This is a genomic window from Paraburkholderia sp. PGU19 (genome assembly GCF_013426915.1).
In the GTDB taxonomy this organism is placed as follows: Bacteria; Pseudomonadota; Gammaproteobacteria; order Burkholderiales; family Burkholderiaceae; genus Paraburkholderia.
The window spans coordinates 2753572-2768503 of sequence record NZ_AP023179.1; the positions used below are offsets into that span (position 1 = coordinate 2753572).

The 14932-nt window shown below is 63.4% G+C and carries 14 protein-coding genes; 13 read left to right on the forward strand and 1 reads right to left on the reverse strand.

What is annotated here, in order from left to right:
* Positions 1 to 334 precede the first annotated feature (334 nt).
* From urtA to ureG, 13 genes are all read left to right on the forward strand, one after another.
* Positions 335 to 1636, forward strand: a complete 1302-nt coding sequence (gene urtA, locus H1204_RS12550; protein ID WP_180728559.1) for an urea ABC transporter substrate-binding protein — start codon at positions 335 to 337, stop codon at positions 1634 to 1636.
* Between the two features lie 126 nt (positions 1637 to 1762).
* On the forward strand, positions 1763 to 3445 hold the full coding sequence (gene urtB / locus H1204_RS12555; RefSeq protein WP_180728560.1) for an urea ABC transporter permease subunit UrtB: 1683 nt from the start codon (positions 1763 to 1765) through the stop codon (positions 3443 to 3445).
* A gap of 1 nt (position 3446) precedes the next feature.
* A complete protein-coding gene (urtC, locus tag H1204_RS12560; RefSeq protein ID WP_180728561.1) occupies positions 3447 to 4634 on the forward strand; it encodes an urea ABC transporter permease subunit UrtC in 1188 nt (395 codons plus the stop codon).
* Positions 4634 to 5497: an urea ABC transporter ATP-binding protein UrtD gene (urtD, locus tag H1204_RS12565; protein WP_180728562.1), complete on the forward strand. Its 864-nt coding sequence runs from the start codon at positions 4634 to 4636 to the stop codon at positions 5495 to 5497. The genes urtC and urtD overlap by 1 nt, the downstream gene beginning before the upstream one ends.
* Positions 5498 to 6253: 756 nt before the next feature.
* Positions 6254 to 6946: an urea ABC transporter ATP-binding subunit UrtE gene (gene urtE, locus H1204_RS12570; RefSeq protein ID WP_180730947.1), complete on the forward strand. Its 693-nt coding sequence runs from the start codon at positions 6254 to 6256 to the stop codon at positions 6944 to 6946.
* A gap of 33 nt (positions 6947 to 6979) precedes the next feature.
* Positions 6980 to 7861, forward strand: coding sequence for an urease accessory protein UreD (locus H1204_RS12575; RefSeq protein WP_180728563.1), 882 nt, complete (start codon positions 6980 to 6982; stop codon positions 7859 to 7861).
* Positions 7862 to 8053: 192 nt separating this feature from the next.
* Positions 8054 to 8857: a transporter substrate-binding domain-containing protein gene (locus H1204_RS12580; RefSeq protein WP_180728564.1), complete on the forward strand. Its 804-nt coding sequence runs from the start codon at positions 8054 to 8056 to the stop codon at positions 8855 to 8857.
* Positions 8858 to 9012: 155 nt separating this feature from the next.
* Entirely contained in the window at positions 9013 to 9315 is a 303-nt protein-coding gene (gene ureA / locus H1204_RS12585; protein WP_180728565.1) for an urease subunit gamma, read from the forward strand.
* 10 nt (positions 9316 to 9325) lie between these two features.
* Complete coding sequence (locus H1204_RS12590) at positions 9326 to 9631, forward strand: urease subunit beta (RefSeq protein WP_007735637.1); 306 nt, start codon at positions 9326 to 9328, stop codon at positions 9629 to 9631.
* Positions 9632 to 9671: 40 nt separating this feature from the next.
* Positions 9672 to 11378, forward strand: a complete 1707-nt coding sequence (ureC, locus tag H1204_RS12595; protein ID WP_180728566.1) for an urease subunit alpha — start codon at positions 9672 to 9674, stop codon at positions 11376 to 11378.
* A gap of 1 nt (position 11379) precedes the next feature.
* Positions 11380 to 12015, forward strand: coding sequence for an urease accessory protein UreE (gene ureE / locus H1204_RS12600; protein WP_180728567.1), 636 nt, complete (start codon positions 11380 to 11382; stop codon positions 12013 to 12015).
* Positions 12002 to 12682 carry an urease accessory UreF family protein gene (locus H1204_RS12605; RefSeq protein WP_180730948.1) on the forward strand — a complete coding sequence of 227 codons (681 nt, stop codon included), beginning with the start codon at positions 12002 to 12004 and terminating at the stop codon, positions 12680 to 12682. The genes ureE and H1204_RS12605 overlap by 14 nt, the downstream gene beginning before the upstream one ends.
* A gap of 38 nt (positions 12683 to 12720) precedes the next feature.
* Positions 12721 to 13362 carry an urease accessory protein UreG gene (gene ureG, locus H1204_RS12610; protein ID WP_180728568.1) on the forward strand — a complete coding sequence of 214 codons (642 nt, stop codon included), beginning with the start codon at positions 12721 to 12723 and terminating at the stop codon, positions 13360 to 13362.
* A 186-nt stretch (positions 13363 to 13548) separates the two neighbouring features.
* Here ureG and waaA read toward each other — a convergent pair whose 3' ends face one another.
* Positions 13549 to 14850 (reverse strand): lipid IV(A) 3-deoxy-D-manno-octulosonic acid transferase, encoded by a 1302-nt coding sequence (gene waaA, locus H1204_RS12615; protein ID WP_180728569.1) that lies wholly within the window; start codon positions 14848 to 14850, stop codon positions 13549 to 13551.
* Positions 14851 to 14932: the final 82 nt, after the last annotated feature.

Genomic DNA, 14932 nt, shown 5'->3' on the forward strand with positions numbered 1-14932 from the left:
CGTGCACAACAGCGCAGCGGCGATGCACCGGCGTCGCGCCCACGACTCTGAGGAATCGCGGCCCGCGCTCCGTTGCAGCGCGGCGCGCACCTGAACGAGGCGCACGCCCTTGCAGTGCACCGCTTTCGCGCCCAAAGCGCATAACGCCACACGATACCGCACCGCCAGCGAGCCGCATTGCAGCAAGCGAAGCGTGTATTGAAGCGGCTCCCGCGCAGTTGGCATATGCCTTGCAGTATCCGGCCGGCAAGAGCCTGCACACATAACGCAAACAAGGATTGGACGCACGCCGTTCGTCCGCCACTCACCACCCATCTATGGCAAGGGGAAGCACATGAAACGTCGCAGTCTGCTGAAGCTCGGCTCCATGTCGGGCGCGCTCGCGCTCGCGGGCAAGGTTCCTTTCGCGCATGCCCAGTCGGGCAGCGGCCCGATCAAGGTCGGCATCCTGCACTCCCTGTCGGGCACGATGGCGATCTCGGAGACGTCGCTCAAAGACACGGCGCTGATGACGATCGCCGAGATCAACGCGAGCGGCGGCGTGATGGGCCGCAAGCTGGAACCCGTGGTCGTCGATCCCGCGTCGAACTGGCCGCTGTTCGCCGAGAAAGCCCGCCAGTTGCTGACGCAGGACAAGGTCGCCTGCGTGTTCGGGTGCTGGACGTCGGTGTCGCGCAAGTCGGTGCTGCCCGTGTTCGAGGAACTGAACGGCCTGCTCTTCTACCCGGTGCAGTACGAAGGCGAAGAAATGTCGCGCAACGTGTTCTACACAGGCGCCGCGCCCAACCAGCAGGCCATCCCCGCCACCGAATACCTGATGAGCGCGGAAGGCGGCGGTGCCAAGCGTTTCTTCCTGCTCGGGACCGACTATGTGTATCCGCGTACGACGAACAAGATCCTGCGGGCGTTCCTCAAATCCAAGGGCGTCCAGGAGACCGACATCCAGGAGGTCTACACGCCGTTCGGCCATAGCGACTATCAGACTATCGTCGCCAGCATCAAGACCTTCTCGCAGGGTGGCAAGACGTGTGTGATCTCCACCGTCAACGGTGACTCGAATGTGCCGTTCTACAAGGAACTCGGCAACCAGGGGCTGAAGGCCACCGACGTGCCCGTCGTCGCGTTCTCGGTCGGTGAAGAAGAATTGCGCGGCATCGACACGAAGCCGCTGGTCGGCAACCTCGCGGCATGGAACTACTTCATGTCGGTGAAGGGCCCGGGCAACACGAAGTTCAAGGAGCAATGGGCCGAGTGGGTCAAGTCGCAGAACCTGCCGGGCGGCACGAAGCGCGTGACCAACGACCCGATGGAAGCGACCTATGTCGGCATCCACATGTGGAAGCAGGCCGTCGAAAAAGCGAAGAGCACCGATGTCGACAAGGTGCGCGTCGCGATGATCGGCCAGAAGTTCGCGGCGCCGTCGGGCTTCACGCTCGAAATGGACGGCAACCACCACCTGCACAAGCCGGTGATGATCGGCGAGGTGCGCGCGGACGGCCAGTTCAACGTCGTGTGGAAGACCAAGACGGCCATTCGCGCGCAGCCGTGGAGCCCGTATATCGCGGGCAACCAGGGCAAGCCGGATGTCGTCAGTTCGATTCCTGAGTTCCTGCGCCGCCGCTCGCGCGTCGCATAACGTGGCATGAGCAACGTGCCGGTGTGTCGCAGCAGTTGGACGCACCGGCTTGCGCAGCGCGCCGATGTTTCGCTTCGCGCGACACACCCGGCGCGCCTGCCTGCAGGCTTCTCACTCAAGACCACTATGGCGTACTCATTTTCCACGCTCGCTTCGCTCAAGGCACGCTGCGCTGACACGCTGCGCGGCATGGGCGCACGCGTGCGTATTGCCGCTGCATCGTGTGCGCTGGGCGCGGCGCTCGCCGTGCTCGCGCCCGCGAGCGCCCACGCATTGACGGCCGAAGAAGTCGCGCCGCTCGCCGGCGACGACTTCGATGCGAAGTCGGCCGCCATCGACAAGCTGATCGCGAATCACGACGCGCCGTCGCTCGCGCTGCTGAAGGCGCTGTCCGAAGACAGCGCACTCGCCACCGATAACGGCAACGTGCTGATTCAGGACAACGACACCGCGCGCGATGCCGTCACGGGCAAGACCGTCGCCGCCGGCGACGCGCAACCGGTCACGCTGAACAACCTGCTGCGCTCGAAAGTCGCGGGCGCGCTGTCGGGCCTGCAACTCGATTCGACCGACCCGGCGAAGCGCGCCGCCGCGATCACCGCGCTGCTGCAAAGCCCCGATCCGTCGATGAAGCCGCAAATCGACGCAGCCCGCGCAAAGGAAACCGACCCGACGCTGAAGAAGCGCCTCGACACGCTCTGGGCGATGACGGCGCTGCACGACACCGACGCCGCGAAGCGTCTCGAAGCGGTGAAGCTCGTCGCCGCGCGGCACGATCTGGACATGTACGAACTGCTGCGCCCGCTCGTCGCGAAGAAGCCCGACGGCACGTTCGCCGAAAGCGACGCTCAGGTGCGCGAGGCGGCGCAGACGGGCATCGACGCGCTCGATTCCATCCAGCGCCGCAGCGAGATCGCGGGCACGCTGTTCGCGGGGCTGTCGCTCGGCAGCGTGCTGCTGCTCGCCGCGCTCGGCCTTGCCATCACCTACGGCCTGATTGGCGTCATCAACATGGCGCACGGCGAGTTCCTGATGATCGGCGCGTACGCGACGTATGTCGTGCAGAACCTCGTGCAGCGCTACATGCCGGGCGCGTTCGACTGGTATCCGCTGATTGCCGTGCCCGCTTCGTTCGCGGTGGCGGCGCTGGTCGGCATCGTGCTCGAACGGCTCGTGCTGAAGCATCTGTACGGACGACCGCTCGAAACGCTGCTGACCACCTTCGGCGTGAGCCTGATCCTGATCCAGGCGACGCGTATGCTGTTCGGCGCGCAAAACGTGCAAGTGGTGAACCCGTCGTGGATGAGCGGCGGCGTCACGGTGCTGCCGAACCTGATCCTGCCGTACAACCGGCTCGCGATTCTCGCGTTCTCGCTGATCGTCGTCGGGATTGCGTGGGCCGTGCTGACAAAGACGCGGCTCGGCCTGTTCGTACGCGCCGTCACGCAGAACCGCCGCATGGCCGCGTGCGTCGGCGTGAAGACCGCGTATGTCGATTCGTATGCGTTCGCGTTCGGCGCGGGCATTGCGGGGCTGGGCGGCTGCGCGCTGTCGCAGATCGGCAATGTCGGGCCGGACCTCGGGCAAAGCTACATCATCGATTCGTTCATGGCTGTGGTGCTGGGCGGCGTCGGGCAGCTGGCGGGCACGGTGATCGGCGGCTTCGGACTCGGGCTGGTCAGCAAGGCAGTCGAGCCGTTCTGGGGCGCCGTGCTGGCGAAGATCGCCGTGCTGGTGCTGATCGTTCTGTTCATCCAGAAGCGGCCGCAGGGCATGTTCGCCCTGAAGGGCCGCAGCGCGGAGGCATGACATGACATCCGCGACTTCTCCCGCTTCCACCTCCGTCGATGCGCGCAGCGACGCTCCGGCGAGCGAACGCGAGCGCCTCGAAGGCTTCGCGCTCGGCTTGCCGCCGCGCCCTGCCCTGCTGTCGCGGCGCGCGTGGCAATGTCTGATTGCGCTGATCATCGCGATCGGGCTGGGTGTGCCGTTCACGGCGCTGGTGCTGCCGGAAACGAGCGCATTCCATTTGTCCGCGTATGCGATGACGCTGACAGGCAAGCTGATGTGCTACGCGATCTCTGCGCTCGCGCTCGATCTCGTCTGGGGTTACTGCGGCATCCTGAGCCTCGGGCATGGCCTGTTCTTCGCGCTCGGCGGCTACGCGATCGGCATGTACCTGATGCGCGCGATCGGCCATGACGGCAAGTATGGCAGCGACCTGCCCGACTTCATGGTGTTTCTCGACTGGCATCAGCTGCCGTGGTACTGGGAAGGCACGCAGCATCTCGGGTACGCGCTGTTGCTCGTGGTGCTGGTGCCAGCCGTGATCGCTTGGGTGTTCGGCTTCTTCACGTTCCGCTCGCGCGTGAAGGGCGTGTATCTGTCGATCATCACGCAGGCGATGACCTTCGCCGCGATGCTGCTGTTCTATCGCAACGAGACGGGCTTTGGCGGCAACAACGGTTTCACCGATTTCAAGCGGATCGCGGGCTATCCGATCACGCATGCCGGCACGCGGACCGCGCTCTTTCTACTGACGTTCGCGGTGCTCGTGCTTGCGTTCATCGGCGCGCGCGCGATCGTGACGTCGAAGCTCGGACGCGTCGTGACGGCCGTGCGTGACGGCGAGACGCGGTTGATGTTCCTCGGCTACAGCCCGCTTGCGTACAAGCTGTTCGTGTGGACGGTGTCGGCCGTGCTGTGCGGGATTGCGGGGGCGCTGTATGTGCCGCAGGTCGGCATCATCAATCCGGGCGAGATGTCGCCGGGCAACTCGATTGAAATGGCGATCTGGGTGGCGGTCGGCGGGCGCGGCACGCTGATCGGGCCGATCATTGGCGCATTCGCGGTGAATGGCGCGAAGAGTTTTTTCACGGCTTATTTTGCGGAGTACTGGCTGTTCTTTCTGGGGTTGATCTTCGTGCTCGTGCCGTTGCTACTGCCGAACGGAATCATGGGGCTATTCGAGCTCGCGACACGCAAGAGGAACCGCTGATGAACGAAAACCCGACGGTTCCTGACCTTTCTCTTCCTGAAGAACACGATGGCCGCGCGCTTTCCGGCGTGGCGTCGATGGGACGCGTGGTCACGCCTGGCGAGATCGACGTGTCGCACGGTGCGATTCTTTATCTGGAAGACGTGACGGTTTCGTTCGATGGGTTTCGCGCGTTGAACGCGTTGTCGCTGTCGATCGATGTGGGTGAGTTGCGATGCATTATTGGGCCGAATGGCGCCGGCAAGACGACCATGATGGATGTCATTACCGGGAAGACTTCGCCCGATTCGGGCAAGGTGTTTCTCGGGCAGACGATCGATCTCACGCGGATGAATGAGCCTTCTATTGCCCGTGCCGGGATCGGACGCAAGTTTCAGAAGCCGACTGTGTTCGAGCAGCATCCTGTGTGGGAGAACCTCGAACTCGCGATGAAAACCGATAAGGGTTGGTTTGCGTCTTTACGCGCGAAGCTGGATCGCGCGGCTCAGGCTCGGATCGAGGAGACGTTGTCGCTGATTCGTCTCGAAGGCGAGGCGCTGCGGCCCGCGGGTGAGCTTTCTCATGGGCAGAAGCAGCGGCTCGAGATTGGGATGTTGTTGATGCAGCAGCCTGCGTTGTTGTTGCTCGATGAGCCTGCGGCTGGCATGACTGATGATGAGACTATGGAGCTAGCTGCTCTTCTTAACCACCTGCGTGGGACTTGTTCCATGATGGTTGTTGAGCATGATATGGAGTTTGTAGCTGCTTTGGCCGGTGAGACCGGTAAGGTTACTGTGATGGCCGAGGGCCGCGTGCTAGCTCAAGGGACGCTTGAGGATGTTAAGCGCGATGCGGCTGTGGTTGAGAGTTATTTGGGGCGCTAGTTTTGGTTTTGTCTGCGACGCTTTGGGTGGTTGGCTGTGTGATTTCGCTTGCATCCGCGATTTGTTAGCCTGCTTCACGCGTCGCCCCTGTGCGGGGCGGCACCTACTTTTCTTTGCCGCCGCAAAGAAAAGTAGGCAAAAGAAAGCGGCTCACACCGCCAGCTTTTGTTTTTGCCTGAGGGCCCCCACAGGGTCTTACGCTTCACACGGCAATCACATGACTCATGTTGGTTGTCAACGCTTTGAATGAACGTCTCACCCACTTCATACACCCGTACACGTGTTAGTGGCAGCGAATGGTATGTGCCGCCCAGGTGGCAAACTGTGTGTAGGTTGTCGCGTCGTACAGGGTAGCGCTCGTACGGGGTGGGACGCGTGCGCTATCGGTCCGGAGTGAGGAACGTGCAGTACTACGGCCTACACACAGTTTGCCACCTGGGCGGCGGTGGACTATCTGGCAAGGCATGCAGTAATGCGGGCGCGTGAAGCGGGTGAGGCGCAGCGCAAGAGCGTTGGCAACGAACGCGAACAGGAAGGTTGCCGTGCGAAGTGAGGGACCGGTTGGGGGCCCTCAGGCAAGAACAAGAGTTGGCGGTGTGAGCCGCTTTCTTTTGCCTACTTTTCTTTGCGGCGGCAAAGAAAAGTAGGTGCCGCCCCGCACAGGGGCGACGCGTGAAGCGCGAAGGCAATGCGCGGATGCCGGCGCAAAGGCCAAAACACTTGCCGCTCGGCAAAGAGCAGAAAAGGACACACAAAATGCTAGAAGTAGAAAACCTGAACCAGTACTACGGCGGCAGCCACATCCTGCGAAATGTGAAGCTCACAGTGCCGGACGGAAAACTAACGGTACTGCTGGGGCGAAACGGCGTAGGCAAGACCACGCTACTAAGAACCCTAATGGGCGTAGTCCCCATCAAGACCGGCGAAATCAAATGGCGCGAAACGCCGATAACAAAACTCGCCCCTCACGCGCGCGTAGCGCAAGGATTAGCCTACGTGCCACAAGGCAGAGACATCTTCCCGAGACTAACGGTGGAAGAAAACCTGCTAGTCGGCGCAGCCAGCAAAAAGGCCCCCAAGAAAATCCCAGACCGGATCTACGAACTATTCCCTGTCCTGAAGGACATGAAAGCCCGCCGCGGCGGCGACCTCTCCGGCGGCCAGCAACAACAGCTCGCAATCGGGCGAGCACTCATGAGCGAACCGCAACTGCTAATCCTCGATGAACCCACAGAAGGCATCCAGCCGTCCATCATCCAGGACATCGGAAGAACCCTCCGCCAACTCGTCGAAGAAATGGGCCTGACCGTCCTGCTCGTCGAGCAATACTACGACTTCGCCAAAGCCATCGCCGACCGCTACTGGGTCATGAGCCGCGGCGAAATCATCGCGGGTGGTGAAGGCGCCAACATGGACGACGACGGCGTGCGTACGCTCATCGCGGTATAACGGCGAGACCCGGTTAACTGCTATCCTCGCCGCATGTCGCTTCACGAACACCACGCTACGCTCGCCACCATCGACGACCCGTCGCACGCCCTCTGGCGCGCGCGGCTCGAACTCGGCTTCGCCAGACACGGCGACCGAACCACCCTCGCCCATCGTTTGCACGAAGGTCCGTTGCGCCTGCAACGCCCGCTTTACCCGGAAGGGCCGTCCATCTGCCATGCCGTCATCGTGCATCCGCCCGGCGGCGTCGCGGGCGGCGACCGGCTCGATATCGACATCCGCCTCGATGCGAATACTCACGCCGTGCTCACCACGCCCGGCGCGACCAAGTGGTACAAATCGAATGGCCGCACCGCGCAACAGCGCATCGCAATCCGCGTCGGCGCGAACGCCAGGCTCGACTGGCTGCCGCAAAACAATATCGTCTTCGATCACGCCAACGCTTCGCTCGACTTCTCATTGACGCTCGACGAAGGCGCCACCGCGCTCGGCTGGGACGCGACGCAACTCGGCCGGCAAGCCGCGGGCGAAACCTGGTCGGCGGGACATCTGCGAGCTGTTTCGCGCATCGTCGGCGCCGATGGTCAGCCGTTATGGTTCGAACGCGCAAAGCTCACCGCCAGCGATCCGCTGCGCGATGCGCCTCAAGGTCTTGCGGGCTTCCCCGCGTTCGGCACGCTGTGGGCCGTCAGCCCGCAATGCGACGACGCGCTCGCCGAGGCACTCACTGCCCAGTTGCCCTTCGACGATTCGATTCGCGCCGCCGCCTCGTGCGTGTGCGACGGCGTGCTGATCGTGCGGGCCGTCGCGCGATCGATGGAAACGCTTCAGCATGCGTTGACCCAGTGCTGGCTGCACTTGCGGCCTGTCGTGCATCAGGTCGACGCAAAACCCTTGCGCCTCTGGACAACCTGAGCGAATCGCTTCGCCGCACCATCTTCGGGCATTGCGACGCGCCAACGTGGTGCAACAGCGCATGCAAGCCACGGGAAAGCCTTGCTCGGTCTGCATGGCATAGCCCTTGCTGCTTATGGCGCCTCGCGAGCGCCGCTTCGACGGCGCGTTGCGAAGTCCGCTAAAAATCACACGCCGAAGCTCATCGCCAACATGACCCAAACGACCGCCCATCGCCCGCGCCGCGCGTGGCTCGCCGCCCTGCTGCTCGCGCCGCTCCTGACGCTCGCCGCGCCCCTCGCCCACGCCGACACGCTCGACAACATCACGAAGGCAGGCGTCCTCAAGGTCGCCGTGCCCGAAGACTATCCGCCGTTCGGCTCGGTCGGTCCGGACCTGAAGCCGCAAGGCTACGACATCGACACGGCCGCGCTGCTCGCGAAGTCGATGAACGTGAAACTCGAACTCGTGCCGGTGAACAGCGCGAACCGCATCCCGTATCTGCAAACCAACAAGGTCGATCTCGTGATCTCGTCGCTCGGCAAGACACCGGAACGCGAGAAGGTCATCGATTTTTCGACGCCGTACGCGCCGTACTATCAGGGCGTGTTCGGTCCCGCCGACATCAAGGTCAGCAATCCCGCCGATCTCACCGGCAAGACGGTCGGCGCGACGCGCGGCGCGCTCGAAGAAATCGCGCTCACGCAGATGGCGCCGAACGCGACCATCAAGCGCTTCGAAGACAACAACGCGACGATCGCCGCGTTCCTGTCGGGCCAGGTGCAATTGATCGCGGCGGGCAATATCGTCGCCGCCGCCATCCTCGCAAAGAACCCGCCGCGCCGCCCGGAACCGAAGTTCGTCATCAAGAACTCGCCGTGCTTCGTCGGCATGAACAAGAACGAGCCGCGCCTGCAACAGAAGGTCGATGCCGCCATCGCGCAGGCGAAGCAGGACGGCACGCTCAACGCGATGTCGAAGAAGTGGTTCAGCGCGCCCTTGGCCGCCGATCTGTAAGCAGCGCGTCGGTCGGGACTGGTATCGTGAGTCAATGCAGACGAAGCGTTACCGGTAGCATCGTGAGCGCGACCCGCCATAGAATCGTCGACGCGGCGCCCCGCTAATGCGGGCGCCGCCCGACAAAGCAAACGACAAAGCAACCAGCGAATGCGATGAAGCTCACTCCACGCGAAAAAGACAAACTCCTGATCTTCACGGCCGCGCTGCTCGCGGAACGGCGCCGCGCACGCGGCCTCAAGCTCAACTATCCGGAAGCCGTCGCGTTCATCACGGCAGCGCTGATGGAAGCCGCGCGCGACGGCAAGACGGTCGCCGAAGTGATGCACTACGGCACCACGCTGCTCACGCGCGACGACGTGATGGAAGGCGTGCCCGAGATGATTCCCGATATCCAGGTCGAAGCCACCTTCCCCGACGGCACGAAGCTCGTGACCGTCCATCACCCTATCTCGTGACGAGGCGCGCATGATCCCAGGTGAACTGATTACCGACGACGGCGAACTCGAACTCAACGCGGGCCGCGCGACCGTCACGGTCACGGTATCGAACACGGGCGACCGGCCCGTGCAAGTCGGCTCGCATTACCACTTCTACGAAGTCAACACGGCGCTCGCGTTCGATCGCGAAGCCGCGCGAGGCTTCCGCCTGAACATCGCGGCGGGTACCGCCGTACGCTTCGAGCCGGGCCAGGAACGCACGGTCGAACTCGTCGCGCTGGCGGGCGACCGCGTCGTCTATGGCTTCAATGGCAAGGTAATGGGCAAGCTCTGATCGCTGTGCTTACGCGCGAACATTCGGGAACCTCTCAAACATGACATTACGCATTGGCCGCCGCGCATACGCGGAAATGTTCGGCCCGACGACGGGCGACCGCGTACGCCTCGCGGATACGGACCTGCTGATCGAAGTCGAACGCGACTACACGATCTACGGCGAAGAAGTGAAGTTCGGCGGCGGCAAGGTGATTCGCGACGGCATGGGCCAGTCGCAGCGCGTCGCAGCCGATGTGGTCGATACCGTCGTGACGAACGCGCTGATTCTCGATCACTGGGGCATCGTCAAGGCTGATATCGGCATCAAGAATGGCCGCATCGCGGGCATCGGCAAGGCGGGCAACCCCGACATCCAGCCGGGTGTGACGATTGCGATCGGCGCGGCGACGGAAGTGATCGCGGGCGAAGGGATGATCGTGACGGCGGGCGGCATCGATACGCACATTCACTTCATCAGCCCGCAGCAGATCGAAGAAGCGCTCGCGAGCGGCGTGACGACGATGCTCGGCGGCGGCACGGGCCCCGCAACGGGCACGAACGCGACGACCTGCACGCCGGGGCCGTGGCACATGGAGCGCATGCTGCAGGCCGCCGATGGCTATCCGATGAATCTCGGCTTTCTCGGCAAGGGCAACGTGAGCCAGCCGCAGCCCGCGCTCGAACAGATCGCAGCGGGCGCGATCGGCCTGAAGCTGCACGAGGACTGGGGCACGACGCCCGCCGCGATCGACAACTGCCTCTCCGTTGCGGACGACACCGACACCCAGGTCGCGATTCACACCGACACGCTGAACGAAGCGGGCTTCGTCGAAGCGACGGTGGCGGCGTTCAAGGGCCGCACGATCCACACGTATCACACGGAAGGCGCGGGCGGCGGTCACGCACCGGACATCATCAAGGTGTGCGGCGAAGCGAACGTGCTGCCTTCATCGACGAATCCGACGCGCCCCTATACCGTCAACACGCTCGACGAACATCTCGACATGCTGATGGTCTGCCATCACCTCGATCCGTCGATCGCGGAGGACATCGCGTTCGCCGAATCGCGCATTCGTCGCGAAACGATCGCAGCGGAAGACATCCTTCACGATCTCGGCGCGCTGTCGATGCTGTCGTCGGATTCGCAGGCGATGGGCCGCGTGGGCGAAGTGATCATCCGCACGTGGCAGACCGCGCACAAGATGAAGGTGCAGCGCGGCGCGCTGCCCGAAGACAGCACGCGCAACGACAACTTCCGCGCGAAGCGTTATGTCGCGAAGTACACGATCAACCCGGCGCTTACGCATGGCATCGCGCATGAAGTCGGTTCGATCGAGCCGGGCAAATGGGCCGATATCGTGTTCTGGGAACCGGCGTTCTTCGGCATCAAGCCCGCACTGATCCTCAAGGGCGGCATGATCGCGATGGCGCAGATGGGCGACCCGAACGCGTCGATTCCGACGCCGCAGCCCGTGCATTACCGCGAGATGTTTGCGACGCGCGGCGGCGCATTGGGCCGCACGTCATTGACGTTCGTATCGCAGATGGCGCTCGATGCAGGCGTCGCCGAGCGTTATGGCTTGAGCAAGCGTATCGTTGCAGTGAAGAACTGCCGCAGCGTCACGAAGGCGCACATGATCCACAACGCGTGGCAGCCGTCGATCAGCGTCGATCCCGAGACGTATCAGGTGATCGCCGATGGGCAGTTGCTGACCTGCGAGCCGGCAAAAGTCCTGCCGATGGCGCAACGCTATTTCCTGTTCTGAGATGCGAACGATCGACAAACTGCTGGGCGCGCATATCAAGCTCGCGCCCGTTCTCGTCAAACGCGCGCCGACGCTGACGCTGGCGTTCGACGCGCGCTGCAAGAGCCGTCTTGCCGCGACGCTCGATAGCGGCGAAGAGGTCGCGCTGCTGCTGCCGCGCGGCACCGTGCTGCGTGATGGCGATGTGCTCGTTGCCGATGATGGCGGCCTCGTGCGCGTGGTCGCGGCGCCCGAGTCGGTGCTGGTCGTGCGCGCGCCCGATGTGCTGACCTTGACGCGCGCCGCATATCACCTCGGCAACCGGCATACGCCCGTCGAGGTCGGCACGGATTATCTGAAGCTCGAATACGACCCGGTGCTCGCCGATATGCTCAAGCGCCTGGGCGCACTCGTCGATCAGGTCGAGATGCCGTTCCAGCCGGAGACGGGAGCGTATGGCGGCGGGCATCGGCATGGGCATGACGAGACCTTCGCCGAGGACTATGCGCTCGCGCAGCAGGTGTATGGCGAGCATCATGGGCATGCGCATCACGATCACGCCCATTCGCACGGTCACGCTCATGACCACGATCACGGTGACTGTGATTCGTCGTGCGGTCACGATCATGGTCACGGTCATCATCATGCGCATCGCTGAGCTGACTGCACTGCTGCATCTCGCGTCGCCGGCTTTGCCGATCGGCGCATTCAGCTATTCGCAGGGACTCGAAGCCGCGATCGAAGCGAAGCTCGTCACCGATACCGATACGGCGTGCGCCTGGATCAAAAGCGGCCTCTCGAATGTGCTCGCGCATGGCGAGTTGCCATTTCTCGCGCATCAGATCGAACGTTGGCGCGCGCATGATGCCGCTGCGTTGATGCTGGGCAACCGCGAGTTTCTCGCGAGCCGCGAGTCGATGGAGTTGCGGCGCGAGACGGAGCAGATGGGCTGGTCGCTGCGGCAATTGTGTGCATCGCTCGAATGGGGCGATGCGGAACGCCGCGCGACGCTTGCGTCGATCACGCCGATTGCGCAGACGACAGCCTTCGCGTTCGCCGCGTTCGCGCACGACGCTGCCACGGATGCCGCCCTCGCCGCGTATGCGTTCAGTTGGGCCGAGAACCAGGCGGCCGCCGCGTTGAAGGCTGTGCCGCTCGGTCAGCTTGCAGGGCAGCGGATCATCGTTGCGCTGCGCGAGCCGATCGATGCCGCCGTCCGGCAGGCGCTCGCCACTTCACCCGATGACATCAACACATTCGCGCCGCAACTCGGCATTTTGTCGGCGCGGCACGAGTCGCAGTATTCGCGGCTCTTTCGCTCATAGCCATCTGTTTTTCACGATTTGCTTTTCACGGTCAGAACATGAACGCTCCTCATCCGATGCATCGCACGAAGAAATTGCCGCCGCTGCGCGTGGGCGTCGGCGGGCCCGTTGGCTCTGGCAAGACGACGCTGCTCGAAATGCTGTGCAAGGCGATGCGTGACAAGTACGACCTCGTCGCGATCACCAACGATATCTATACGAAGGAAGACCAGCGCCTGCTGACGGTGGCGGGCGCGCTGCCGGCCGAGCGCATCATGGGGGTCGAGACGGGCGGCTGCCCGCATACGGCGATCCGCGAGGATGCGTCGATCAATCTGGAAGCTGTGGACCGGATGCTTGGGCGTTTTCCTGAAGCCGATATCGTGTTTATCGAGTCGGGCGGCGATAACCTGGCTGCGACGTTCAGCCCCGAACTGTCGGATCTGACGATTTATGTGATCGACGTCGCGGGTGGGGAGAAGATTCCTCGCAAGGGTGGGCCAGGCATTACCAAGTCTGATTTGCTTGTGATCAATAAGACGGATCTTGCGCCGATGGTTGGTGCCAATCTCGATGTCATGGCTTCGGATGCCGCCAAGATGCGCGGCGAGCGGCCTTTTGTTATGTGTAATTTGAAGGCGCTTGCGGGCCTCGATCAGGTTATTGCGTTTATTGAGAAGAAGGGGTTGTTGAAGGTTTGAGGCTTTTTCGTCTGCGACGCTGGGTCTGTTTTGAGGCGTGTCGCTGGCATCCGCGTTTTGGCTTCGTGGTTCACGCGTCACCTACACAGGGGCGACGCATGGAGAGGGCAAGCCATATCGCGGATGCCATAACAACGATGGCGACAGCAACAGCTCAAACCGAACCGCGACAAGATCCTCTGCCAGCTAGCCGGGCAACAACGTCGTCAACACGTTAACAGTCCGGGCAGTCGCCCCTCGATGCCGTGCAGCGAAAGCCGAAGCCGCCCCACTCATCGCCACACGCCGCGCCTTGTCCTCAAAAAGCTCACGCAACACGCGCCCAAGATCCGCTGGATCCTTCACCTGCACACAAGCCCCAGCAGCAACCGCATCCGCCGTCGCCTGGGTGAAGTTGAACACATGCGGCCCGATCAGCACGGGCACACCCACACCACATGCCTCGATCAGATTCTGCCCGCCCAACGGCAGCAGACTGCCGCCAATGAACGCCACATCGGCCGCAGCATAGTAAGCACCCAACTCGCCCATCGAATCGCCGAGCAGCACCTTCACATCCCGCTGCAAATCAGGCACAGCAAGTTCGCCAACAGCAGCCGCGCCCGCAGGCGCCCATGCCGAGCGTCGAACGCACCGCAAACCCTTCTTCTCGACCAATGCCGCAACTTCATTGAAACGCTGCGGATGACGCGGCACGAGAATGAGCAGCGCATCGTCAACGCCAAGTGCCGCGAACGCCTGCAACACCAGTTCCTCTTCGCCCTCGCGCGTGCTCGCCGCAACCCACACAGGGCGCGTACCGATGGCCGCGCGCCACGCATGCCCGCGCGCCGCCAGTTCCGGGGGCGTGCTCATGTCGAACTTCAGATTGCCGAGCACGGCAACATTGCGCGCGCCCAGCGCGGAGAGCCGCGTCGCATCCGACGGACTCTGCGCCAGCACGCGCGCAAACCCGCCGAACACGCCGCGCGTCGCACTGCCGAACTTCGCCGCGCGCCGGTACGAACGCTCCGACATCCGCGCATTCGTCAGCACGAGCGGCACGTCGGCGCGGCGGCATTCGTCGATCAGCGTCGGCCATACTTCCGTTTCCATCACGAGACCGACGGACGGCCGCCAGGCCCTCAGGAAACGCCGCACCGCGCGCGGCATGTCGTACGGAAGATAGCAACGCAGCACGCGATCGCCGAAGATCTGTTCGCCTGTCGCGCGGCCGCTCGGCGTCATGTGCGTGAGCAAAATGCGCGCGTCGGGCCGCGCCTTGAGCAGCGCCTCGATGAGCGGCTGCGCCGCCCGCGTCTCGCCGACCGACACCGCGTGCACCCAGATCAGCGGCGTATCGTCCTCCGGCACGCGCCCGCGAACGAAACCGAAACGCTCGCCGATATGCTCGCGATAGCCGCGCTCCTTGCGCGAACGGATCAGAAGACGCAGCACCGCCAGCGGCGCGACCAGCCACCACAGCGTGTTATAGATGGCCCTCAGCATCGGGCCTCCATGCGCGGCATCAGGAACGGCATCGAGACAGCCGCGCCGGCGGCGCCTCGCACTACGTTCGCAGGAAAAAGCA

Bases quoted from the DNA above. Each gene is read 5' to 3' on its own strand.
- urtA (WP_180728559.1), top strand. From the start codon at position 335: ATGAAACGTCGCAGTCTGCTGAAGCTCGGCTCCATGTCGGGCGCGCTC.
- urtB (WP_180728560.1), top strand. From the start codon at position 1,763: ATGGCGTACTCATTTTCCACGCTCGCTTCGCTCAAGGCACGCTGCGCT.
- urtC (WP_180728561.1), top strand. From the start codon at position 3,447: ATGACATCCGCGACTTCTCCCGCTTCCACCTCCGTCGATGCGCGCAGC.
- urtD (WP_180728562.1), top strand. From the start codon at position 4,634: ATGAACGAAAACCCGACGGTTCCTGACCTTTCTCTTCCTGAAGAACAC.
- urtE (WP_180730947.1), top strand. From the start codon at position 6,254: ATGCTAGAAGTAGAAAACCTGAACCAGTACTACGGCGGCAGCCACATC.
- H1204_RS12575 (WP_180728563.1), top strand. From the start codon at position 6,980: ATGTCGCTTCACGAACACCACGCTACGCTCGCCACCATCGACGACCCG.
- H1204_RS12580 (WP_180728564.1), top strand. From the start codon at position 8,054: ATGACCCAAACGACCGCCCATCGCCCGCGCCGCGCGTGGCTCGCCGCC.
- ureA (WP_180728565.1), top strand. From the start codon at position 9,013: ATGAAGCTCACTCCACGCGAAAAAGACAAACTCCTGATCTTCACGGCC.
- H1204_RS12590 (WP_007735637.1), top strand. From the start codon at position 9,326: ATGATCCCAGGTGAACTGATTACCGACGACGGCGAACTCGAACTCAAC.
- ureC (WP_180728566.1), top strand. From the start codon at position 9,672: ATGACATTACGCATTGGCCGCCGCGCATACGCGGAAATGTTCGGCCCG.
- ureE (WP_180728567.1), top strand. From the start codon at position 11,380: ATGCGAACGATCGACAAACTGCTGGGCGCGCATATCAAGCTCGCGCCC.
- H1204_RS12605 (WP_180730948.1), top strand. From the start codon at position 12,002: ATGCGCATCGCTGAGCTGACTGCACTGCTGCATCTCGCGTCGCCGGCT.
- ureG (WP_180728568.1), top strand. From the start codon at position 12,721: ATGAACGCTCCTCATCCGATGCATCGCACGAAGAAATTGCCGCCGCTG.
- waaA (WP_180728569.1), bottom strand. From the start codon at position 14,850: ATGCTGAGGGCCATCTATAACACGCTGTGGTGGCTGGTCGCGCCGCTG.